Genomic DNA, 25,180 nt, shown 5'->3' on the forward strand with positions numbered 1-25,180 from the left:
GTACTTATTAATTAACTTTATAACAAACTTTTCCAGGATTAAGTATCATCTTAGGATCAAATGTTTCTTTAATTCCCTTCATCAATTTCATTTGCACTTCACCTGAAAAACTTGCCAAATAATCACGTTTACCAAATCCTATACCATGCTCTCCTGATATAAGTCCGCCCATTTCAGCCGCCTTATTATAAGCATAATCAAAGAATTCAGCTACTTGTTTTTTAAATTCATCAAGTTGCATATCGTTTGAACAAGTATAGATGTGTAGATTTCCATCGCCTGCATGACCGAAACTTTTAACTGTAAAATCGTATTTTTCTCCGATTTCATATACATATTTTATATATTTAGCTATTTGATTAACAGGAACTACGACATCGCACTCATCAAGTAATTCAGTTTCAGCTTCTATCGCCTCAAGGAATGTACTTCTTGCTGCCCAAGCATCTTTTTTCTTAGTTGGTGTATCAGCTACCAAAACATCTACCGCTCCGGCCTCTAATACGACTTCAGCTGCTCTTTCTGTAACTTCCTCTAATTGAGCCATATCTTCACCGTCAAAAGTAAGTAGAAGATATGCGCCTACATCTACTCCTTCAACTTCTTTAGGATATACCGCTCTTCCTATATATCTCTCAGATGCAAGAACTATTTCTTTTTCCATAAATTCCACTGCTTGAGGATTCAAGTGATTTAAAAATATTTGCGGAACGGTTGCAATACAGTCATCCAAATTTTCAAATGGAACTATAAGGCTTATTGTTTCTTTTGGTGCAGGTATCAATTTAAGAGTCAACTCTGTTATTATTCCAAGAGTTCCTTCTGAACCTATCATAAGATTTATAAGGCTGTAACCTGTACTTGTCTTTGAAACTGTAGCTCCCAATTTTATGATTTCACCTGTAGGAAGTACAACTGTCATAGCTCTTACATAATCTCTTGTAGTGCCGTATTTTACAGCCCTCATTCCACCTGCGTTTGTAGCTACGTTTCCACCTAAAGTTGCAAATTTTTCACCCGGATCAGGCGGATATAAAAGCCCTTGCTTTAAAGCATCCTCTGCCAAATCATTTAAAAGAACTCCCGGTTCAACTTTTACAACAAAATTCTCTTTATCATATTCAAGAATTTTATTCATTTTAGCCATATCAAGCATAACACCGCCATACATAGCAACAGCCGCTCCTGTTAAACCTGTACCTGCTCCTCTCGGTATAACAACTATATTGTTATCATAACATATTTTAACTATCTTAGCTATATCTTCCGTATTAGTTGCTTCTATAAGTACGTCAGGATATCCGTTACCGTAAATAGGCATTTCATCGTGTGAATAGTCTTCGTTTATATCATCTGCTGTATGTACCTTACCGGGTACGATTTTTTTAAACTCCTCTATGATTTCCGGAGTTACCTTATTGTATTTAATTTCACTCATTTTAGCCTCCTACATTTTTTATTTTCAATAATAAAACTATATTATTTTGCAATGAATATCTAATAAACATTTTGCAAAAATTATAGACTATAATTAATAAATTTAAGCTCTGATTATTTATGTCAAAATTAAGTTTTTCTTACATGAGCAAATTTGCTCCGAAAAATACAACCAAACCGTATATTGCCGCAAATATTATAAAATATTTAACTACTCCGTTTAATATTTTACTTTCTTCACCTACTATATTTGCAGCTGCAGTTGCTACAGCTATACTTTGAGGAGAAACTATCTTTCCTGCTGTAGATCCTACAGTATTGGCCGCAACAAGCCATGTAGGATTCATACCGAGCGTCTGTGCCGTTGAATACTGCAATTTTGAGAATAATACACTGCTTGATGTTGAACTTCCTGTAACAAATGTGCCTATAGCACCTATAAGAGGAGCAATAAGCGGATAGAAATTACCTGTAGTTGCAACCATAAAGTTTGCAATATCCTGTGTCATCCCTGAATAACCCATTATTTTAGCTGTTGAAATTACTGCAACTATAGTTATTATAGTTTTTTGCATTTGCTTGATTGAAGATCCTAATATGCCGAATATTTCTCCCAAAGAACATTTCTGAATCAAACCGCCTAATATTCCTGCTAATATTATGAGTACACCCGGAGTAACAAGCCAAGAAAACTCGTACGGTTTCGCTCCTTCTCCCGAATAAATCGGAACGGCTGTCTTTACAACTGCAAGAGGGCCTCTTATTGCAGGGAACAAAGAAGATGTCAGAACAAGAAACAATAATACAAGTATAAACGGACTGCAAGCAACAAGTCCTTTATTCATATCTATACTCTCGTTGGATTTTTCTGAAAGCAGATCAAAATCACTTTGTTTATCTCCAATAAATATCTTGGCACAACCGATTGTAACTCCCATACATACTACAGAGCCTATTATGGACGGAAGCTCCGGTCCGATAAATCCGGCTGTAAAATATTGTGGAATAAAAAAACTGAATCCTGATATAAGTGTTGTTAAAAATACACCTTTAAATGACTCTCCTATACTTTTTCCGTTTTGTTTCCCAATCATTGCAACCAAAAAAAACGGAACCAGTATACTCATAATACCTGATTGTAACACTATACTTGTAGCAGTCACTATAGGGTCAAGCTCAGTTACTTTTATTGCCGTAACTGTAGGAATACCTATTGAGCCGAATGCGACGGGTGTAGTATTTGCAACCAAACATATTATAGCGGCAAATAAAGGTTCAAACCCGACAGCCACAAGTATACCCGCCGGAATTGCAACAGCTGTTCCGAAACCTGCCATGCCCTCCATAAATCCGCCAAAGCCCCATGCTATTATAAGAGCAAGAATACGTTTGTCTTTAGACACAGAAACAAGCATTTGCTTGATTACTTCCATATACTTAGTATGTACAACAAGATTGTAGACAAATATGGCCGCAATAATTACAAGACATATAGGCCACAATGCCATAGCGACTCCTTCAAGAAAACCTGTAAAAACATCTTTTGCAGGTTGTTTCCATATGAAAAGTGCCTCTAAAGCCGCAATTATCAAAGCAATCGGACAGGCCTTAAAACCAGGCATTTTAAAATAGCTCAGCACAATTATCAAAAATATTATTGGTAATAATGCCAAAATAAAATTTAACACAAAATCACCTCCATTAATAATTGGTTACAGGTCAGACCAGATACTTATATTTAAAACTTTATTTTTATTTTTGTCAACTATAGATATTTTTTTCACAACACTTTTATATTAAAAATAATTTTCGTCATCTTATTTTTTATTTATTTAGAATATATTCAGTTAATATATAATTTTTATATTTTTTATTTTTTATAGATAAACGATATTTATTGTTAAAAATATAACTTATTTATAAAAAATAAAAAAGAACATTAAAGTTAAATGCTCTTTTTATAAATCATTAATAATATAAATATATTTAAAAATTAATATATTTTTAAATTGTTTTGTGAACAAAACATCTAAGATTTTACTCCTAATCTTTTTTATTTTTGAAATATTTTTTTGTTAGGTGTTGCACTTTTATATTGTAAACCTAAAATTAAAATAGATATTAGTATTAAATAATCATTTAAAGCATAAACATTTCAATTTTTATATTTCATAGTGTCAACTATAGCTTTAATATTTTCTAAAGAAGTTCTGCCTTTTAATGTGTACCTAATACCATTTGCTACAAAAACAGCACATTTTTCTGAAATATAATTTTCTATGTTATTATTTTTAACCATGCTTTCTATTATATTCACTTTATATCCTTGTCCGGATATATATTGTTCTTTAAATTTATAATTTCCTAAATATTCTATATCCCAACCGTTTTTCATCTGATTTTCACTTAACATAATATCTATTTTTAGTGATATAGGAGAATGATATTCCATTCCTTTTTTATAACTATAAAAGCCTTCTTCTTTGCTGTAATTATAATTTGAAGTATCTCCCGTAATATAATTATCAAGTGTCAATATTGCATAATCTTTGTTATCTGTTTTTATTTTTTCTATAACATACGGATTTTTACTTGCCAATTTACTATAGAGCAACGAAATCCCTGTTTCATTTTGAAATTTTTTAATCATGTTTGATTCATAAATATGTTCGGTATAATTCGACGTTTTTTCAAGTTCTCTTGTCTCTATATTATACATACTGTCCAATTCAGGCAAATTTTCTTTATTTACTTTCATTGAACCTTGCATATAAACATTTGCATAGATTATACAACTTAATGATGCAGTTAATATAGCAGCTAATAAAATATAACTAATTACTTTTCCTGTTTTCATATATCTGCTAATGTTTTTAACAAACATTTGTCAACCTCCATTAATTCATTATCAAAATTAAATCAGATTCTCTATAAACAGACAAAATATTGCTACATAATAATTTTAATAGATTTTATGTTTAAATCTCGAAACATGGCGGAAGATTTCTTTTATGCTCTGATTTTTTGTGTAAATTCGATATTATTTTTTCATCTTTTTCAGACACTTTTTCTCCTCGCATATATTTTTCTATGCTGTCGTAGCTTACTCCCATTTCCGCTTCATCTGTTTGATTTTCCCACAAATCTGCCGATGGTGCTTTAGATAGTATACTTTGTGGAACTCCTAAGATTTTCCCCATTTCATATACATCTGATTTGAAGATTTTTTTCAATGGAAGAATATCTACTCCGCCGTCTCCATATTTGGTAAAATACCCTGTGTATGTTTCATCTGCATTGTCAGTACCTACTACCATATATCCTAAATTATTTGCTATTGCATATAGAGTGGACATTCTAAGTCTTGCCCTTAAATTTGCATCTGTCATCCTTGAATACTCATCTTTATACAACCCTATATTCTTTAATTTTTCCATAGATTTTTCAAACAGCTTTGAATGCTCTTCACTTATATCAACAGTTAGGCTACTTATTTTACATTGTTTTACAAGTAAATTTGCATCTTCTACACTATTTTCACTTGAATTTATAGGTAATATTACTCCAAGCGAATTATTAGGACACGCTAATTTTATGAGATTCGCAACCACAGCAGAATCAATTCCTCCTGATATTCCTACCAACAGCCCCTTTGAATTGGATGATTTTACTTGCATTTTCAACCAATTTACTATTTCATCTATCAGTATTTTATTATCCATAATTTCAAAAGCTCCATTATATAAATTTTAGATAAAGATTTTTTATTCACCCGTAAGTATTGCATATACACAATCATCATCTACATAGCTTATATCAGCTTTTTTAACTTTTTCTATGACTTCTTCATTAAATGTATGTGGCTGAAACCATATATTTTTAATACCTTTTTTTATTGCTTCATCTACTACAAGCATTGATATATTAGGGTTTACTATAACATCTATACAATCCACTTCTTCTGTTACTTCTTCTAATGAACCATACACTTTTATACCTAATATATCTTGTCCTTTATACTTCTTGTTTATTCCAATTACATTATATCCGTTTTCTTTCATAACTTCCGGTATTTTATAACCGAATTTTTCTGTATCTGCTGTTATACCATATATAGCCCAATTTCTTTTACTTAACATTTCTTTTTTTATACTCATGTCCATCCTCCTAAAACATTTGTTAATACTAAAAAATCTATTTGAAATAACATTGTAATACTTAAGTATAAAAATGTGTTTGATTAAATGGATTTGAAACTCCGGTACAGTCAAAAGTATCCATAATCAAATACACTAAATTCAGTATTTTTATCGTATGCCTATTTATACTAATCTCTCATAGAATCATAGATAATTTATTATAAGAAGTTTATAGATATTGTTCTATCTTACAAATTTATACAATGCTATTTTTCTATCATTCTATTGAGTTTTAGGATTAGTTAGGTATCTGTATAATTATTATATTTAATTTTATACTATTTTTGTATTGCTGTAAACTTAATTTACAAATTTTTCAAAATAAAAATAGAGCCACATATCTTTTGTATATGGCTCTCAAGTAGAGTATATTATTTTTTTTCTTTTATAATTCTTACCGCTTTATCAAAAACGGTATCGTTACCACTTCCATGAGGAAGAGTTAAAACTCCTGCATCTAATTTTTGCAATATTTCTTCTGCTTCTTTTTTAGTTTTTGTACCTTCAATTTTTTTTGAGTACATTGTTGATTTTGTTTTTAACTATCTCTGCATCACTTAACATATCAGGATATTTAGTACTTAGAAAATCTTCTTGTGCTTTTGCAATTTCTTCTCCTCTTGCTATTCTTGCAGCTATTGCGGCGGCTTTTATTCTTTCCAGAGACTCTAAATATGTGTTTGTATCCTGATCTTCTTTGTTTGCTCCTACAGATGACTTATTTTCATTTTTTTCAATCTTGGAGTTTTTCTTTTCTTTAATCTCTTTCATAAGCTCATTATGACGTTGCATTATGAGCGCTTTATCTTCTTCCCTACCACTTTCAAATACATCCTGTATTTTCATTCTCACACCTCCTTGTGAATCTTTACTACCATATAATAATTATCGTAAAAATTTTTTTAAAGTTTAGGGATTAAATTATATATTATTTTTTTATAAGTCATATTCTTCCAATTCTTTTATATTTTTATCTATCCTCGAGTTTATCTTTTCAATATTGGAATTCAATTTCGTAAGCATTTCTATTGCATAATTTCTTGCACCTTCTTTTATCTGTTGAGATGTCATAATTGCCTCTTCTTGTATAGCTCTTGCATTTTCTTGTGCAAGCTTTGTTATTTCGCTGTCTTGTATCTTTTCATCTACATATTTTTGAGCCTCCTCTATTTTTGAATCAGCTTGTTTTTTTGCATCATCTATTATCTTTTCCTTTTCTTTATTTACCCACTCAGCCTGTTTAAATTGATTAGGCAAGCTTATTTTTATATCTTTTACCAATTCCAAAAGCAACTCTTTATCTACTGCAACTTTCCTACTGAAAGGTATATTTGATGCCTCATCCAACATTTCTTCGATTTCTTCAAGTCGCTTTATTATATCTCCATCTATAGCAGCCATACCGTTTCTCCTTAATATTAATATTTTATCTTGTTTAAAAATAATGATACTATTTTTTTATCTTTTTTTCAATCAAATTTAAATTAAATTTTAATTTCATAAAAACTTTTTTGTAAGCTCATCACATACAGGCTTTGGCACTAAATCACAACATCTCCCTTTAAACATAGCTATTTCTTTAACTGTGCTTGAACTTATATAAGAATGTTTTGTACTTGTCACTAAAAATACCGTATCTACTTTTCCTTTGCTCAAAAAATCATTCATATGCGCCATTTGAAGCTCCAAATCAAAATCTGATAATGCTCTCAATCCCCTTATAGCTATATGTATTTCTTTCTGAGTGCAATAATCTACAAATAATCCGGAAAAACTGTCAACTTCAACATTTGGTATATCTACTGTACTTTTTTTTATAAGCGCCACCCTTTCTTCAACCGTAAAAAGTGATTTTTTTTGTTTATTTACAAGCACTGCAACTACCAACTTATCGTACATTTTTGATGCTCTCGTAATTATGTCCATATGCCCGTTAGTTATAGGATCAAAACTTCCGGGATATACTGCTATTTTCTCCATTGTTTTCACATTACCTTTCCAAATTATTAATCTTCATCACTGTTAATTTACTTATTGAATATATTTTCTCTTTTTCTATAATAAAATCGGAGCATTCTTCTAATGTAAAATCTTTTTCAGTTTCTATTATCAATATTCCCTCATCACTTAAAAGTTTATTATCTGACACTATTTTTATAATTTCATTTATTTTTGAATAATCATATGGCGGGTCTGCAAATATTATATCATATTTTTCTCTTGATGTTTTTAGAAAATCTATGACATCTCTATTTACAAGCTCTATGTTACCCTTATCAGCATTTATGGATTTTAAATTTGCATTTATCAATTTTAATGAATCTTTGGCATTTTCTACCATTGTTATATGTTTTGCATCTCTTGAAAATGCCTCTATACCTATGGCTCCGCTTCCGGAAAACAAGTCTAAAAACTTACTGCCATATATATAGTTTTGTATCATATTAAACATAGATTCCTTCACTCTGTCAGTAGTAGGTCTTATGTCGTCATCTTTTGGTGATAATAACTTTTTACCTCTATATTTACCACTTATTACTCTCATATATTCCCTTTTTTATATTTAAAATTAATTAAAAGATGAACAATAAATACTTTAATCAATACAAATACTAAAATCTGTTTTACTTAAGATATATATACATAAAACAATAATTAATTTTTTAATGATTATAAATAAATTAAAGCTACCTATTATTTTATCAGGTATTAGTATAAAGCTTATTTAAAAAATATATGTTCCATCAGCTAACAGTATAAGCTCATTATTTTATTCATTTACTTTTATGCAGAGTAGACTTCCTTTTTCTATGCTTACAAAAACTTTTTCACTTCTTGCCACATTAGATGTGAGTATACTGCTATCATGACTTAAGCCATAATTTTGCAGTTCATATTCAAAGCCTTTTAAACTTATACCGCAAACATCACCTGATATGCTTACAAATGATATCGTCTGTCCTATATAGGTATCAATAAAATTTTCTTTTTTATTTAATAAAATTATTTCATTATTTTCATCTAAAATGGACATATCTATATTCAATTTGTCTGCATAATAAAGCAGATTTATATTGGTAAGCAAGTGGTCTATTCTATTACCTATTGCACCTATCATAAAAATCTTATTCATGCCGAGGCTTTTTATAATATCTATTGATATTTCCGAGTCTGTCTTATTTTTTTTAACCGGATATTTATGTACAACCACATTTTGTGACTTGTAATAAGACAGGGTATCCTCACGTATAGAGTCTAAATCCCCTATAATAAAATCCGTATGAATTTTATATTTATATAACAGATTTGCTCCGCCATCCGCACAAACAACAACCTTAGCGTTTGATAATATATCTTTATAATAAGTAATATCATCTATATTTCCATTTACTACAAGAACTGCATAATCCATAAATATGTCACCTTGAACCATTAATTTATCTGCACATTTTTTCTAAATTTTCTACATTTTCTTTTATGCCTTTTTCATTGAATACTGCTGAACCTGCCACTAACAACTCTGCACCTGCATCTACTGCTTTTTTTATTGTTTTTTCGTTTATTCCTCCGTCAACTTCTATTATATAGTCATAACCATACTCTTTTTTCCATTTTGATAACATTTCTATTTTATATATACTGTTTTCAATAAAACTTTGTCCTCCAAATCCGGGATTTACACTCATCACAAGCACTAAATCAACTAAATCAAGCACAGGTTTTAACATCTCTATAGGAGTTGAAGGATTAAGTGTTACTCCTGCTTTCATTCCAAGAGATTTTATATGTTCAAGTGCTCTATGCAAGTGAACACAAGATTCAAAATGTATTGTGAGTATATCGGCTCCACACTTTTTAAAATCTTCTATATATCTTTCAGGTTTTTCAACCATCAAATGCACATCAAATTTCATAGAAGTTATTTTTCTTATAGACTTTATAAAAGGTTGACCTATAGATATATTAGGCACGAAATTTCCATCCATAACATCTATGTGAAGATACTCACAATTTGTATCATTTTCAACTATTTTTATATCTTTCTCAATATTGGCAAAATTAGCTGACAATATTGACGGAGCTATTTTAATCATCAATACTTTCTCCTTTTTTCAAATTTTTTTATATCATCAAGAATTTTTAAATATGAATCATATCTCGATTTTTGAATGTCTCCATTTTGAACTGCATTTTTTACACCACAATAAGGTTCGTGCTCATGTATACACTTGCTTGCAAATTTACAATCATCTTCAAATTTTTTGAACTCCAAAAAATAATCTTTAAGCTCATATTTATCTATATCTGTAATTTTAAGTGATGTAAATCCTGGTGTATCCGCTATATATGAGTTTTTGGCAAACTCAAGCAAAGTTGCATATGTTGTAGTATTTTTTCCTTTTTGAAGTTTCATACTTATATCTGAAGTTGTTTGTGAAAATCTGTCTGAAATACAGTTTATAAGGCTACTTTTTCCTGCACCTGAAGGCCCTGCTATAACTGTAATATTCCCACTTATTTTGAGTTTTATATCCTCAATACCTATGTTATTATTAGATGATATTTCTACTGTTTGATAACCTATATCTTGGTATATTTTTATTATATTTTTATAATTTTTTTCTTCATCCAAATCAATTTTTGAAAAACAAATCACTACATCTATCTGCTCTTTTTCTGCTATCACAAGAAAATTATCTATTAAAAATGTATTTAATTTCGGATTTTTGACAGAAAATACCAATATCATTTTTGTTATGTTTGCAATAGACGGACGAATCAGCATATTTTTTCTATTATACACTTTTTCCACAACCGCTTTTTTATTCTCTTCATCTAAGATAGATATATCTACATAATCTCCAACTATTATGTTCTGTTTATCTTTTTTAAAACTTCCTCTCGGTTTTGATTCATAAACATCTGTTTCAGTTTCAACATAGAAAAAATCTGCTATTTTTTTTATTACAAGACCTTTGATAATTTCCCTCCATCTTTCATAATTCTTCACTAATTAAACAACTTGTATAATAAAAATATTATGAAATAAATATACTAAATTAATACATAACATTTTTATATTTGATTTTTAAATATAATTTATACTTTTATATAAAGAAATATAGGTATTTTTTAATATAATACTAAAATTATTTGCAGGCTATATGGTTAACACTTTTATAAACATCTGATTTGAATATATTTATAAAAGCACATAAAACAAAATATATTTAAACATATTCTAATTTAAATATTTTGTTTTATAAGAAACCCAATTATAAAAAATCTTAGTTAAATACAATTTCTCCGGTAGTGGAATAATATTCTCCGTTTATATATATATCATAGACTTTTGTCTGACCTAAATAAGCCGATAATGTTATGTCTACATTTTGATTAACCGCCGTTGAAATTGTTGCGGTATAAACTACCGTATTATCTGACTTGTCCAAAACTGATAACAACAAGCTGTCTTTTTGAGGTAAAACCAATGTTATAGTCTTAGATAACGGTATCTGCAAATTTGACACACTACTTGTATTGTTATTTTCATTGTTGCTCTTTGACAATTTATTTATTACAAAATCAATCTCCGTACCGACGTCATGAGTTGTATCGGCTTTCGGATTTTGGTACAATACCGTACCTTCTTTTTTTGATGTATCTTCTTCATAGCTCACATTACCGATTTTAAAATTTCCTATATTGGATTCTACATAATCCAAGTTCATACCTATAAATGAAGGTATTTTTTCCTGTTTTACTTCTTTTCCTTTACTGACTTTTAATTTTATCACATCATCTATCTTAGACTTTACATCTGAACTTGGGTCTTGAGATATGACATGATTCTTTTCCACATTGTCATTAAATTCATAATCTACACTTGATTTTAAATTTGCCTGCTCCAAAATAGATTTTGCTTCTTTTTCTTCTTTATCCACTACACTTGGTACTATTACAATATTTTGAGGCTCTTTTGCAACTACAACGGATACTTCTTCTCCCTTTCTCATCTTTACGCCTGATTCAGGGTTTTGCTCTAATATAGTGCCTTCTTTTTGAGTATCGTCTTCTTTTTCAGACATTATTTTCAACTTCAAGTCACTTTTTTCCAAGTCTTTTTGTGCCTCTATTATAGTTTTTCCTTTTATATCGGGTATTATAGTTGTATTGGTATTGTGTATGGCATCAAATATGTTGCCACCATTTATGATTAACATTACAAACATAATTACAAGTATTATAATTATGCCTAATATTGTGACAGGCAATTTTTTTATTCTGCGTTTTTTTATTTTTGTTTTATTTTTGTCGGAATTTTCTTTAATCTTTTCTTTAGGAAGTTTTATTATTCTTGTATTAAAGTCTTCTTCTCTGTCAAAATACTTTATATCTGAATTTCCATCTTGAATTTTGGCTATATCGGATACTATTTGGTCAACTGACGCATATCTCTTGTCCATATTTTTTTGTGTCATTTTAAGCAACATATTTTTAACGGAAGGCGATATTTTATCTTTATATTCTTCCGGTATTGTTATATTCTCATGTAAATGTTTTAAGGCTACATTTATAGGACTGTCCCCGTCATATGGTATCTCGCCTGTCAATAGTTCATAAAACACAACTCCTAATGAATATATATCTGAACGCTCATCCATATACCCGCCTCTCGCCTGTTCAGGAGAAAAGTAATGTACAGAGCCTATAACTCCTCCGACTGTCGTGATTGTGGCAGAGGTTGCAGCTTTTGCTATCCCGAAATCCCCTACTTTTACTATATTATCTTTGTTTATCATAATATTATGCGGTTTTATATCTCTGTGTACAATCTTATTTTTGTGAGCTTCTCTTAATGCCGAACATATTTGTCTTAATATATCAAGTGCTTCTTTTTCACTGAATTTTCCTTTTTTAGTTATAAGCTGCTTTAAATTTATACCGTCAACATATTCCATAACTATATAGGCAATATCATCTTCCTGACATACATCATATATATTTATTATATTTGCATGATTAAGAGATGCCGCAGCTTTTGCTTCATTATTAAATTTTATTAAGAATTCTTCATCTTTTGAAAATTCAGGTTTTAATATCTTTACTGCAACTACCCTGTTAAGCGTATGACAATAAGCTTTATATACAGTAGACATTCCGCCGTCTGCTATTTTTTCAAGGAGTTCATATCTATTTCCTAATATTATTTTGTCCATAAGTATTCTCCATATACGCTGAATTTATATAATAATACTGATTACGGTTATATTATCTCTTCCACCGTTATCATTTGCCAACTTTACAAGTTCTTCACAGATATCTTTAGGTTCGGAAGTTTTCAATATATTTTTTATAACTTCATCTTCAACCATTGTTGTAAGACCATCAGAACATAAAAGGATTCTATCATCTTTTTGAACTTCTCTTACATAAAAATCTACTTGCACTTGCTCTTCAAATCCTACCGCTCTTGTTATTTTATTTCTGTCTTTATGAGTTCTTGCCTCTTTTTCATCAATAAAGCCTTCATCCAATAAATGTTGAACATATGAATTGTCTTTAGTGATTTGCACAAGATTATTTTCGCTCATCATATAAGTCCTTGAATCTCCTACATTTGCCACATATAATTTTTCATTTATTATAAGTGCACAAACCAAAGTAGTTCCCATCAAAGTTTTATTTGGATTTTCAAATATTACATCGTTGGCTATTTTTATAGAATTACATATTACAGATTTTACATAATCATCTTCTAAATTATCAAAATTCATATTGTACATGTGTTCATCAATTATATCTTTTACCACTTCAACACATTTTGCACTTGCATATTCTCCATAATTGTAGCCTCCCAAGCCGTCAGCTATTATAAACAGCCCCACAGGCACATTATTATATTCTTTGATATTCGCAAAAAAACTGTCTTCATTTTTTTCATGCCTTTGACCAATATCTGTTAATGAAAAATAAATCATAAGTTCTCCTTTGAAATAGTTGATATTCTCAGTTGTCCGCAAGCACCGTTTATATCACTGCCCATTTCTCTTCTTACAGTTGCATTTATATGGTTATCAGCTAAAATCTTCAAAAATTTTTTTATTTTTTGATCATTCGGTTTTTCATAATCATTATGAGATGAAGTATTTACAGGTATTATATTTACATGGCATAATTGATGACCTATAAGTTTGGATAAAACCAAAGCATCTTTTTCAGAATCGTTTACATTTTTTATTATCGCATATTCATAAGTTATGCGCCTATTTGTCTTTTTTATATAATAATCAGTTGATTTTATGAGATCTTCTATCGAAAATTTTCTTGAAATAGGCATTATATTCTCTCTTTTTTCTTGATATGGAGAATGTAAGGATATAGCAAGATTTATTTGCATTTTTCTATCTGCAAAATCTCTTATCTTATCCGCAATTCCACAAGTGGATACCGTTATATGCCTTTGACCTATATTAAGTCCGTTTTCATCACCTATCAGCTCCAAAAACTTGATAAAATTATTGTAATTATCAAACGGTTCTCCGCTTCCCATTATAACTATATTTGAGATTCTCTTCGACACATCTTTTGACATAGATACTATCTGACCTATCATTTCTCCTGCTGTCAAATCTCTTATTTTTGAATTTACCGTTGATGCACAAAATGTGCATCCCATAAGACAGCCTACCTGAGAAGATATACATGCCGATAAGCCGAACTTATATTTCATAAGTACGGACTCTATTATATTATCATCATCTAACTTCATGAGATACTTTTTAGTATAATCCTTTTGTGATTGTAACTTTTTATATATGGATACAGGATTTACACAAAAATTTTCATTTAAAAATTCTTTTAATTTTTTAGGTATGTTGTTTATTTCATCAAATGACGATATTTTGTCAAACACTAAAGGATATATCTGTTTTGCCCTATATTTTTCAAAAGAATTGGATATCAATATATCTTCGAATTCTTTCATATTTAAATCTAATATATTTTTTTTCATATCTTCCCTAATTTACTTTTTTTCTCTAAATTTTAAATAAATTTGCAAGTTTTTAAGTCTTATATAACTAAACCGGTTAATAAAGCATTTGAAAAAATATTGCTGACTTTCCGGTATTTTATATTACTCTTTTATGATTACCTGCATATTGAATTTATAAATTTAATTTAATTGATGAAATTTTTAATCATTTCCATTTTTTCTCATCTTGCATATAAAAAAAACCGTCTGTTGAATCTATGTGTGGATAATATTCATTTTGAGAAAGCAGTTCAAAATTTCCGTTTTTGTCTAAAAACTCACTTATAACATCACTATTTTCTTCTTTTCCCAGAGTGCAAGTACTATACACTAATATTCCATCTTTTTTTAGATATAAAGATGCGTTTTTCAATATTTGTTTTTGAACATCTATAATATTTTGTATATCTTCAAATTTTTTATATCTTATCTCAGGTTTACGCCTTAATATACCTATACCGCTACAAGGCACATCACACAAAACCTTATCAAATTTATTTTTATATTCGCTTTTATATATAGTCGCATCATTTACATATGTTTTTATTATATCTATTCCAAGTCTTTTTGTCTGTTCTTCTAATAATTTAAGTTTTTTTGATGATATATCAAGGCTTGTTATACTCCCTTTATTTTCCATAAGTTCAGCCATAAACACAGATTTTCCTCCAGGAGCTGCACATATATCAAGCACATCTTCATAGGACTTTGGTGATAAAACAAGTACAGTTTTCATGCTCGCATAATCTTGGACGCTGAACAACCCTTTTTTGTACATATCATTTTTACTTATATCCTTAAAATTTTTAAGCGATACTATCATATTTTCTTCATCTATAATATCAAACTTATTGCCTAATTTTTGTAAATTTGTTTTTAAATCATATATGTCTGTTTTTAATCTGTTTCCTCTTATAAATATATCAGGTGTATCTGCCATTGACCTAAGAAGTTCTTGTGTAAATTCTATTTTGTAATTATCAAGCAGTCTTTGCGCTATATATTCACTTACACTATATCTTGTCAATATATATTTTACGTCTTCTTTTATATCTGAAAATTCATAATTCTTAGCAATATTTATATTGTTTTCGTCTGATGTAAATTTTCTAAGAACGGCATTCACAAAACTCTTGGCTCTATTATCATATTTTTTCACAAGTTTTACATTCTCATTCACACTCGCATAATTTACCGATGAATTCATAAAAATTATTTCAAAAAACGCCATTTCAAGAATCAGTTTAGCTTTTTTTGATATTTTTGAAAATGCTATATCACTATATTGCTTTATAAAATAGTCCAAATAATTTATATTGCTCAAAACGCCATAGACAATATACGTTATGAAACCTCTCATTTCATAATCTAAATCAATATTTTTAAAAGTTTCATTTATTGTTATGTTAGAATATTTTTTATCATATTTCACATCATATAATATTTTATATATAATCCACCTTGCGTTAATCATACAATCCTCTAAAAATTTTATTATAAAAAATCTTTTTAAACATTGATATTTTACCATATTTTGCAAAATAATACAAGAATTGCCAAATGTTTGAATATAAGCCTTTTATAACAATCTATTTTTTAGTTCTGTTTATAATAATTTTGACATTTTTACATAAAAAAATTGCATTTTTTAAAAATTTCTATTGACAAATTTAAAAAAAGCATTATAATACATTTTTAAATAATTGAATCGGCGTAAAAAAGAATAGTAATCAGGTAAATTTTTCAGAGAGTAATCGGATGGTGCAAGATTATATATGAACTGATGAATCCGCTTTTTGCCACATCAGGAAAAGTATAGATTTAAAAAACTGAGCATAAGAATATTCATTAACTGATGCGTATATTCTGCGTTAAAGGATTTGAGATTGAAGTAAGAATGTTTATTTAATTCATTTACTCCACATTTTACTTCAATGAACTTGGGTGGCACCACGAATATTTCGTCCCTCGGCATTTAGCCGAGGGATTTTTTTATATACAAAATAGCCCAAAGAATATTCCTTGCAGGGCTAAGCAAGGTTTATTCTGCAAGTATGTTAAGATTATATCCCAAGTAAATATTTTAGTTATACTTGTATTTTCCGTCGACGGTTATATTTTTCATATTTTATAATTATTATTTAAAGGAGATATAACCAATGAAACTTTTTATTCCAGGTCCAGTTACAGTAAGACAAGATGTTTTAAATGAAATGGCTAAACAAATGATAGGGCATAGAACGGCAGATGCCTCTAAGCTTCAAAAAAAACATAACTGAAAAAATGCAAAAAATATTCGGCACTGAAAATCAAGTATTGCTGTCTACTTCTTCAGGCAGTGGTCTAATGGAAGGTGCAATAAGATCTTGCACATTAAAAAGAGCCGCTTGTTTTGCAATAGGTGATTTTGGCGAAAAATGGTATAAAATGGCAATAAATAACAATACTCCTGCCGACTTGTTCAAATCAGAGTTAGGCGATATAACTACACCTGAGCAAGTGGACGAAGTGCTTAAAACAGGCAAGTACGATCTTATAACAGTAACAGGAAATGAAACTACAACAGGAATTGCCAATCCTATAAAAGAAATAGGAGAAATAGTAAAAAAATATGATGATGTAATATTTTGTGTAGATTATGTAAGCTCTGCCGGTGGCATAAAAATTGATGCAGATGACTTTGGTGTTGATATAGCAATAACTTCTTCACAAAAATCATTAGGTCTTCCTCCGGGGCTTGCATTTTGTACTTTTTCTCCAAAAGCTGAAAACAGAGCTAAAAAAGTTGAAAATAGAGGAAGCTATTTCGATCTTTTAAACCTTAAAAGCTTCATTGACAAAAAGGACAACCAATACCCTACTACACCTGCTCTATCTTTAATGTATGCTGCAAACTTCCAGTTAGATTATATATTAAACGAGCAAACTCTTGAAAAAAGAATACAAAACCATAAAAATATGGCTGATTTGGTAAGAGCTTGGGCAAAAAAACATTTTGATTTGTTTGCAAAAGAAGAAAAATATGCATCAAATACGGTAACTTGCATAAAAAATACAAAAAATATAGATGTTGCCAATCTTATAAAGGAATTAAAAAAACAAGACATACTTCTTGGAAACGGATATGGAGATTTAAAAGATAAAACCTTCAGGATTGCACATATGGCGGATTTTAACATAGATGATATGCAAGATTTATTAAACAAAATTGATAATATTTTAGGATTTTAATTTATATTTTCATAATTGTTTTAATTTTTTATAATAATATCTGTTTGACTAATTGATATCACAAGGAATAATAATTAATTTTTTGATGATTATAAATTGAAAATATCTGTTATTTTATTATATTTTAGTGCCAATATATTGAAATCATATTTTTAAAATTACTAACAATTAATATTAATTTTATTTACTATAAAACAAATTGGAGAATTAAAATGAAAATACTTGCAAATGATGGGCTTGACAATATAGCAGTAGAAGAATTGAAAAAACTTAATATAGAAATAGATTTGAATCATTATGATGACGAACTGCTGATAAACAAACTCAAAGAAGTCGATATCGTTATAATACGTTCTGCCACAAAATTAACTTCCAAAATACTCGAAAAGACAAAAAATACGAAGCTTAAACTTCTCATAAGAGCAGGAGTTGGACTTGACAATATCGATGTTGAATACGCCAAAAACAACGGATACATTGTAAGAAACACACCCAATTCAAGCGCCAATTCAGTAGCAGAATTCGTTATAGGCGCTATAATTTCACTCGCAAGATTCATACCTGTAGCAAATTTTACCTGCAAAAATAAAAAGTGGAACAAAAAACAATATCAAGGTATAGAAATACAAGGCAAAACACTCGGCATAATAGGTATGGGTAATATCGGCAAACTTCTTGCAAAAAAAGCCGATGCACTCGGTATGAAAGTAGTATTTTATGATAAATTTGTGGATAAATGCGAAAATTATGCCTATCTTTCACTTGAAGATTTACTTAGAACATCAGATTTTATAAGCATACACACACCGTTTGTAAGAGATAATTTCATATCTACAAATGAGTTCAATATTATGAAAGATGGTTGTTATATAGTAAACACATCCAGAGGTGATAACTTGGACGAAGATGCACTTATAACAGCCATAGAAAACGGAAAGGTTGCAGGCTGTTTTATGGACGTATTAAAAAAAGAACCTATAGAAAACGAAAAATTAATGCAAAATGACAAGATATATTTATCCCCTCACTTAGGCGGTGCAACCGATGAAGCACAGCAAAAAATAGGTATGGAAATAGTTGACATTGTAAAAGAATTTATGAATATGTAATTTAGAAATAATCAAATTTTTCATTTAAAAATTGGAGAATATTATGGATATACGAGGATTTAAAGCATTACGACCGAAAGCTGATTTCGTAAAAGATTTTTCTACCTTGCCCTATGATGTAGTAAACGATACACAGGTAAAAACTGCAATTCAAAATAACACAAATTTGTTTTTCAAAGTTATAAAGACAGACTCTTTATATGATGAAAACATCTACGAAAAAGCAAGAGAAAACCTTGAACAATTAAAAAAAGAAAATTTATTAATACAAGACGAGAAAAAGTCATTTTATATATATCAAGAAATTTTCAAAGACATAAATCAAACAGGTATCGTCGCAACTATAAATATTGATGAATATATAAAAGGAAATGTAAAAAAACACGAAAAAACTCTAAAAGAAAAAGAAATAGACAGAATAAATAACTTTTATACTTGTAAAGCCAACACTGAACCTGTATTTTTATTTCAAAACAGAAATGCAGAAATTGAAAAAATAATTTATAATACAAAACTTACCAAGCAAAAAGAATATGATTTTATAAGCGAAGATAATGTAAGACATATTTTATGGAAAATAGATGACGAAACAGTTGTAAATAAGCTCGAAAGCTTGTTTAAGAAAGTAAACTCTCTTTATATAGCTGACGGACATCATAGAACAGCATCATCCATAGACGTAGCACTAAAAATACGACAAGAAAATCCTGCTTATGATAAAAATAGTGAATTCAACTATTTTATGGCAGTTATATTTTTTGAGGACGAGCTAAAAATATTACCATATAACAGAATTATAAAAAGCTTAGAAAAATATGATATTGAAAATATATTGAAAGAAATAAAAACAAATTTCAAAGTGCAACTATATGATAAAGTAACTTTTCCCACTGAAAAACACAGCTTTACAATGATATTAAACAATAAAATTTATAAACTCACAGCAAACAAAAGCATAATAGACGAAAAAGATCCAATAAACTCATTGGATACTATAATACTTCACAAAAATATAATAGAACCTTTATTTAAAATAACAGATATAAAAAATGAAGATGATATTGAGTTCGTAGGCGGTACAAACGCACTGAAAAATATAGATGAGCTTAAAAATGGAAATATTGTATTTTTAATGTATCCTACTCAAATTGAGCAGATAAAAAACATAAGTGATATTGATGCTATAATGCCTCCAAAATCCACTTGGTTTGAGCCGAAACTCAGAAGCGGTTTATTTATACATGAATTTTAGAAATTTTATACTAAATGTTAATAAAAAAACGAATATTCTTATTTTTAAAAATTTATCAGCAATACTATTACCTAATTTAAAAAAACATATATTTAAATTTTAATTAGGTAATAGTATAAATGATGACTTATATTACATAGTTTTCATCTAAACTTTTAAAATTTATCCAATGTATCTTTAAACACATCTAATGCTTGGCATATTGTTTCTTTTTTGCTTATATCCACTCCTGCCATTTTTAATTGATCTATCGGATAATTTTTATTACCGTCTTTTAAGAAGTTGATATATCTGTTTACATTCTCTGCACCTTTTAATACAGCTTGTGATAAGAACGTTGCACAAGTAAACCCTGTAGCATATTTATATACATAATAATCTGAATAGAAATGTGGTATTCTCGCCCATTCCAAAGCAATCTCATCATTTAATTTTACTGTAGGATAATATGTCTTGTTCAAGTTATAATATATTTCATTCAAGCTTTCTGCCGTCAATGCTTTACCTGACAAAACTTCGTCATGCACAATTTTTTCAAATTCTGCAAACATCACTTGTCTGAAAACTGTTGTTCTGAATTGTTCCATATTATATACCATAAGATTTTTTTTCTGAATATCTGTATCTGCATTTTTCAGCATATAATTGTAAAGCAACAACTCGTTTGTAGTAGATGCAACTTCTGCTACAAATATGGTATAGTCTGATTGCAAGAATGGATTATTTTTTCTTGAATAATAGCTGTGTATTGAGTGACCAAGCTCATGTGCTAATGTAAATACTGAGTTTAAGTTATCCGTATAATTCATAAGTATATACGGATTGGTGTCATATGCACCAAAAGAGTAGGCACCGGCTTTTTTACCTTCTTTAGGATATACGTCTATCCACCTGTCTTCAAAACCTTTTTTCAATATTGAAAGATATTCTTCCCCTAAAGGTTTCAAAGCATTTTTTATTATTTGTTCAGCCTCTTCATATCTATATTTTGTTTCGTCTTTTTCAAATAATGGCACATATAAGTCGTAGTTGTGTATTTCATCTACTCCCAAATATTTTTTCTTTATATCCATATATTTTGAAAGTACCGGTATATAATCATGTATTGCTTCTATAAGAGTATCATATACTTTTTCATCAACATTATCTCCAAATAATTCTTGAGATAAATTTGATTTAAAATTTCTCGCTTTTGCCAATTTTTCCTTAGCCTTTACATGACCATAATAATCTGCTGCAAACGTATTTACATATTTCCCGTAAGTTTCGTACATTTTTTCAAAGGACTCTTTTCTTACCTGTCTGTTAGGATCAGTTTGAAAATTGCTGTAATTAGCATGAGTAAGTACCCTTTTTTCTTTATCTGACTCGATTACAGGAAATCTCATATCTGCATATGAAAGCATATAAAAACTGTTTTCTGTATCGCTCGCTATATCTTGAGCCATACTTAAAAGATATTCTTCTTTTTCACTCAAAACATAAGGTTTATTCCTTAATGTTCTTGATATAACTTGCTTATAATCATCCCTGTCAGATTTTTTCATAAAATCATTTATCTTTTCTTCGCTTGTACTCATAACAATCGGTTCAAATGATGAGAATTCTTCGCTCATTTTTGCAGATAATGCTTCCACTTCAAGCGCTGTTTTTTGACTTTTAGATACCGTTGTATCTTCATCTCTTTTCATATTTGAGTATGCTATAAGTCTTGACATAATAACAGATGCTTCTTCTACAACTTTCAGCAATTCTTCAAGAGATATATTTTTTTCTGATTTTATATTGCTGAACTTAGCAATCAAATCTTCTATTTTTTTCATATCTTTTTGTATAGATTCATCAGAATTATATATAAGCGATAAATCCCAGTTAAATTCTTTCATATAATTTCCCTTTCTTTTGTCAAAACTATTATACAATCAATTTTTCTTTATTATTTTTTTCAAATGTTCTGTCAAAAATTGCGATGTGATACCTATAAATATACCTGTTCCTATCGAAATAAATGACATATACGGCAAATAATAAAATATCTTAGTATTTGATATCATAAATGATGCTACCAAAAGCTGACCTATATTAAAAAATAATGCTCCAACTACTGATATTCCTATCATGCTTACAGATTTTAAATCTAATTTTTTTAATATACCCATGGCTATAATGCTCAATATTCCTCCTGATATACTATACATAAATGTCGATATTCCACCATAAAATGTAGATGAGAGAAATATCCTCATAAACAAAATCACAAAAGCCTCTTTAAAACCGAAAACATACAGGCATGTAAGACTTATGATATTTGATAATCCCAGTTTTGCACCGGGAGCTATCAAATTTATCGGAGGCAACATATTTTCTATATAATACAAAACAAGAGAAAATGACAGCATTATAGCAAGCAACACCATCTTACTCGTCTTATTCATTTAATCTTTTTTCCAATTCTGTTTTCTTATCTTCATATCCTTTTTTACCTAAAAGTGCAAACATATTTTTCTTATAATCTTCTACACCTTCTTGGTCAAAAGGATTTACATTATTTATATATCCGCTTACTCCACAAGCATATTCAAAGAAATAAATCATATATCCTAAATTAAATTCATCAAGTTTTTCTATATTTAAAATAAGATTAGGCACTCCTCCGTCTATATGAGCAAGTAAAGTAGCCTGCATAGCTTTTTTATTTACAAAATCAACCGTCTTTCCTTCAAGATAGTTGAGTCCGTCCAAATCCTGCTCTTCTTTTTTAAGCGTTATATCTTTTCTTGGAGAAGATATGCTTATAACTGTTTCAAATATATTTCTGTTGCCGTCTTGTATAAATTGTCCCATTGAGTGTAAATCAGTAGAAAATACCACGCTTGCCGGGAATATACCTCTTTGATCTTTTCCTTCACTTTCACCGTATAGTTGTTTGAACCATTCGTTGAAATACATCATTTGAGGCTCATAGTTTACAAGAATTTCTACAACTTTGCCTTTTCTGTAAAGTATATTTCTGTGAATTGCATACATAAGTGCATCATTTTTAAGCACATCATCTTTTTCAAACTCATCTTTCGCTTTTTTAGCACCTGACATAAGTTCATCTATATTCATACCCGCTACCGCAATTGGAAGCAAACCTACAGCAGTAAGTACGGAATATCTTCCTCCTACATCATCAGGAACTACAAAAGTTTCATAGCCTTCATCATCGGCAAAATTTTTCAAAGCTCCTTTTTGCCTGTCAGTAGTCACAAATATTCTGTCTTTTGCCTCTTCTTTTGTATATTTATTTAACAATACTTCTCTTATAATTCTAAAAGCTATCGCAGGTTCTGTAGTAGTACCTGATTTTGATATTACATTTATAGAAAATTCTTTATCTTGCAAAAATTCTACAAGTTCGCTTAAATAGGTAGAAGATATGGAATTTCCCGCAAAAATTATCTTCGGAAACTTATTTTCAGTTTTTGACATAAAATTTGTAAAATTATTTGAAAGTGCCTCTATGACAGCTCTTGCACCCAAATATGAACCACCTATACCTATAACTACAAGCACTTCGCTGTTAGACTGTATCTTATTTGCTGCCTTTTTTATCCTGTCAAACTCTTCTTTATCATAATTACAAGGTAAATTTACCCAACCCAGAAAATCTTTACCTGCACCATTGCCTTTTTTTAACATATCTTGTGCATTTTTTGCCGTTTCAATCATATTATCTATTTCATGTTTTTTTATAAATGCGTTGCATTTTGAGTAGTTTAATGTCAAATTCAAATTGCTCATAAAAAATACCCCCTAAATGAATAATTAATAGTTAATTAAGTTTGTTAAGTTTGCCTAATTTAATCTCAAACCTATGTTTAAAATGATATAAAAATTTTAGATTAATACATAATAAAAAATTAATTTTTTCTGGAATTAATATGATAACAAACTACAAAATACTTGATAAATTATATCATTGTTTTTTAATTTTGTAAATTACACTAAGTCTGCATTTTATACCATATAAACTCCTCATATAAGTTATCTGTTATTATATTGGAGAATTAAAATAAACCCTGTATAGATAGCTGTAAAAAACTGTCTGCTATACAGGGTTTATTTTATCTTCTTAAATTATTTCATAATTATTAATTTAAAACCAATAATTTATCTACTTTTATTGCACCGTCTTTTCCTTGTTCATTAGATGGCCAAACAAGACATTTACTGTCTTTTTGTATGCTATCAAATGTAGTTTCTTTTCCATCTTTCAAAGATATAGGAACAAGGTTGTTATCAACGCTCCATTTTGCTCCCGGCTTATCTGAAAGTATCGTTTCACTTTCTCCTTTTTCTATGTTGTCAACTTCTAAATAATTTGGTAACACACCATCTTTTACATTAATCAATATAACATATGCAGTTGTCTGTGGTGGCATACTTGCTGTAAATGCGTTAGAAACCCAAGCGAAAACTTCAGTTCCTTTTGTTAATTGTGAGCGTTCCACCTTCATACCTGTTTGTGCATCTACAACAGGTGTATTTTCATCTACATTCAACACAATTTCTTGTGTATCTTTTTCTGTAGCACCTTTAACCTCTATACCGATTTGATTACCTGAAGCATCATCAGAAGTTATTGTTCCCATTTGAGCTATTTGAGGAAGTTCTGATAATGAATCTTGTGCATCTTCTTTTTCATTTTCTTTCGTATTTTCAGTTTGACTTGTTTCAGTTTTTTTGCCGGCATCATCACCCTTAGGTTTATCTTGCGAAGTGCAGGCTGCAAGAGAAAACGCCATAAGTCCAATTAACATAAATCCCAATAATTTTCTTTTCATAATTTTATACCTCGTTTTTATAATTTTTTTCATAAGAATAATTTTTATCCTTATGTTACATATATTTTAAGCAAATAAATTGCTTA

23 protein-coding genes, 1 pseudogene and 1 other annotated feature are annotated in these 25,180 nt (G+C 29.2%); of the genes and pseudogenes, 3 read left to right on the forward strand and 21 right to left on the reverse strand.

All coding sequences use genetic code 11. The features are described from left to right. Positions 1-7: 7 nt before the first annotated feature. The 17 genes from HMPREF9629_RS03945 to rsmB all read right to left on the reverse strand — a co-directional run bounded on the left by HMPREF9629_RS03945 (position 8) and on the right by rsmB (position 16,147). Positions 8-1,438, reverse strand: coding sequence for an FAD-binding oxidoreductase (locus tag HMPREF9629_RS03945; RefSeq protein WP_009525056.1), 1,431 nt, complete (start codon positions 1,436-1,438; stop codon positions 8-10). 139 nt (positions 1,439-1,577) lie between these two features. After that, complete coding sequence (locus HMPREF9629_RS03950) at positions 1,578-3,125, reverse strand: L-lactate permease (protein ID WP_009525057.1); 1,548 nt, start codon at positions 3,123-3,125, stop codon at positions 1,578-1,580. A 467-nt stretch (positions 3,126-3,592) separates the two neighbouring features. Then, positions 3,593-4,321: a hypothetical protein gene (locus HMPREF9629_RS03955; RefSeq protein WP_009525058.1), complete on the reverse strand. Its 729-nt coding sequence runs from the start codon at positions 4,319-4,321 to the stop codon at positions 3,593-3,595. Positions 4,322-4,415: 94 nt separating this feature from the next. Further along, complete coding sequence (gene nadE, locus HMPREF9629_RS03960) at positions 4,416-5,159, reverse strand: NAD(+) synthase (RefSeq protein WP_009525059.1); 744 nt, start codon at positions 5,157-5,159, stop codon at positions 4,416-4,418. Positions 5,160-5,201: 42 nt separating this feature from the next. After that, on the reverse strand, positions 5,202-5,594 hold the full coding sequence (locus tag HMPREF9629_RS03965; RefSeq protein WP_009525060.1) for a CoA-binding protein: 393 nt from the start codon (positions 5,592-5,594) through the stop codon (positions 5,202-5,204). A gap of 413 nt (positions 5,595-6,007) precedes the next feature. After that, complete coding sequence (locus tag HMPREF9629_RS12135) at positions 6,008-6,160, reverse strand: hypothetical protein (protein WP_009525061.1); 153 nt, start codon at positions 6,158-6,160, stop codon at positions 6,008-6,010. Further along, positions 6,141-6,482, reverse strand: coding sequence for a hypothetical protein (locus HMPREF9629_RS03970; RefSeq protein ID WP_009525062.1), 342 nt, complete (start codon positions 6,480-6,482; stop codon positions 6,141-6,143). Before HMPREF9629_RS03970 ends, HMPREF9629_RS12135 begins: the two co-directional genes overlap by 20 nt. 90 nt (positions 6,483-6,572) lie before the next feature. After that, positions 6,573-7,037 carry a hypothetical protein gene (locus HMPREF9629_RS03975; protein WP_009525063.1) on the reverse strand — a complete coding sequence of 155 codons (465 nt, stop codon included), beginning with the start codon at positions 7,035-7,037 and terminating at the stop codon, positions 6,573-6,575. A gap of 96 nt (positions 7,038-7,133) precedes the next feature. Then, on the reverse strand, positions 7,134-7,616 hold the full coding sequence (gene coaD, locus HMPREF9629_RS03980) for a pantetheine-phosphate adenylyltransferase (RefSeq protein WP_009528933.1): 483 nt from the start codon (positions 7,614-7,616) through the stop codon (positions 7,134-7,136). A gap of 10 nt (positions 7,617-7,626) precedes the next feature. Further along, a complete protein-coding gene (rsmD, locus tag HMPREF9629_RS03985; RefSeq protein WP_009525065.1) occupies positions 7,627-8,181 on the reverse strand; it encodes a 16S rRNA (guanine(966)-N(2))-methyltransferase RsmD in 555 nt (184 codons plus the stop codon). 225 nt (positions 8,182-8,406) lie between these two features. Next, positions 8,407-9,048, reverse strand: coding sequence for a thiamine diphosphokinase (locus tag HMPREF9629_RS03990; protein WP_242822009.1), 642 nt, complete (start codon positions 9,046-9,048; stop codon positions 8,407-8,409). Between the two features lie 25 nt (positions 9,049-9,073). Further along, a complete protein-coding gene (gene rpe, locus HMPREF9629_RS03995; RefSeq protein WP_009525067.1) occupies positions 9,074-9,730 on the reverse strand; it encodes a ribulose-phosphate 3-epimerase in 657 nt (218 codons plus the stop codon). Further along, positions 9,730-10,647 (reverse strand): ribosome small subunit-dependent GTPase A, encoded by a 918-nt coding sequence (gene rsgA, locus HMPREF9629_RS04000; protein ID WP_009525068.1) that lies wholly within the window; start codon positions 10,645-10,647, stop codon positions 9,730-9,732. Before rsgA ends, rpe begins: the two co-directional genes overlap by 1 nt. A 277-nt stretch (positions 10,648-10,924) precedes the next feature. Then, positions 10,925-12,856 (reverse strand): Stk1 family PASTA domain-containing Ser/Thr kinase, encoded by a 1,932-nt coding sequence (gene pknB, locus HMPREF9629_RS04005; RefSeq protein WP_009525069.1) that lies wholly within the window; start codon positions 12,854-12,856, stop codon positions 10,925-10,927. A gap of 24 nt (positions 12,857-12,880) precedes the next feature. Next, positions 12,881-13,618, reverse strand: a complete 738-nt coding sequence (locus HMPREF9629_RS04010; protein ID WP_009525070.1) for a Stp1/IreP family PP2C-type Ser/Thr phosphatase — start codon at positions 13,616-13,618, stop codon at positions 12,881-12,883. Continuing rightward, positions 13,615-14,652 (reverse strand): 23S rRNA (adenine(2503)-C(2))-methyltransferase RlmN, encoded by a 1,038-nt coding sequence (gene rlmN, locus HMPREF9629_RS04015; protein WP_009525071.1) that lies wholly within the window; start codon positions 14,650-14,652, stop codon positions 13,615-13,617. The genes HMPREF9629_RS04010 and rlmN overlap by 4 nt, the downstream gene beginning before the upstream one ends. 187 nt (positions 14,653-14,839) lie before the next feature. After that, positions 14,840-16,147, reverse strand: coding sequence for a 16S rRNA (cytosine(967)-C(5))-methyltransferase RsmB (gene rsmB / locus HMPREF9629_RS04020; protein WP_009525072.1), 1,308 nt, complete (start codon positions 16,145-16,147; stop codon positions 14,840-14,842). Positions 16,148-16,377: 230 nt separating this feature from the next. Beyond that, positions 16,378-16,645: a binding site (T-box leader), on the forward strand. 187 nt (positions 16,646-16,832) lie between these two features. Between rsmB and HMPREF9629_RS04025 the strand changes: the two are divergent. The 3 genes and pseudogenes from HMPREF9629_RS04025 (at position 16,833) to HMPREF9629_RS04035 (ending at position 20,265) form a co-directional block, all read left to right on the forward strand. Continuing rightward, a pseudogene (locus tag HMPREF9629_RS04025) lies at positions 16,833-17,904 on the forward strand (pyridoxal-phosphate-dependent aminotransferase family protein). A gap of 212 nt (positions 17,905-18,116) precedes the next feature. Continuing rightward, the gene (locus HMPREF9629_RS04030) at positions 18,117-19,013 is read left to right on the forward strand and encodes an NAD(P)-dependent oxidoreductase (RefSeq protein ID WP_009525075.1); all 897 of its coding nucleotides are present in this window, start codon (positions 18,117-18,119) and stop codon (positions 19,011-19,013) included. Positions 19,014-19,056: 43 nt separating this feature from the next. Next, positions 19,057-20,265: a DUF1015 domain-containing protein gene (locus HMPREF9629_RS04035; protein ID WP_009525076.1), complete on the forward strand. Its 1,209-nt coding sequence runs from the start codon at positions 19,057-19,059 to the stop codon at positions 20,263-20,265. A gap of 155 nt (positions 20,266-20,420) precedes the next feature. On the opposite strand, the gene pepF is transcribed toward HMPREF9629_RS04035, so the two are convergent. From pepF to HMPREF9629_RS04055, 4 genes are all read right to left on the reverse strand, one after another. Further along, entirely contained in the window at positions 20,421-22,151 is a 1,731-nt protein-coding gene (pepF, locus tag HMPREF9629_RS04040; RefSeq protein ID WP_009525077.1) for an oligoendopeptidase F, read from the reverse strand. Between the two features lie 36 nt (positions 22,152-22,187). Continuing rightward, positions 22,188-22,700: a Gx transporter family protein gene (locus tag HMPREF9629_RS04045; RefSeq protein WP_009525078.1), complete on the reverse strand. Its 513-nt coding sequence runs from the start codon at positions 22,698-22,700 to the stop codon at positions 22,188-22,190. Then, on the reverse strand, positions 22,693-24,051 hold the full coding sequence (locus HMPREF9629_RS04050; RefSeq protein ID WP_009525079.1) for a glucose-6-phosphate isomerase: 1,359 nt from the start codon (positions 24,049-24,051) through the stop codon (positions 22,693-22,695). Before HMPREF9629_RS04050 ends, HMPREF9629_RS04045 begins: the two co-directional genes overlap by 8 nt. 350 nt (positions 24,052-24,401) lie before the next feature. After that, positions 24,402-25,094, reverse strand: a complete 693-nt coding sequence (locus HMPREF9629_RS04055; RefSeq protein WP_009525080.1) for a hypothetical protein — start codon at positions 25,092-25,094, stop codon at positions 24,402-24,404. Positions 25,095-25,180: the final 86 nt, after the last annotated feature.

It is taken from the genome of Peptoanaerobacter stomatis (assembly GCF_000238115.1).
In the GTDB taxonomy this organism is placed as follows: Bacteria; Bacillota; Clostridia; order Peptostreptococcales; family Filifactoraceae; genus Peptoanaerobacter; species Peptoanaerobacter stomatis.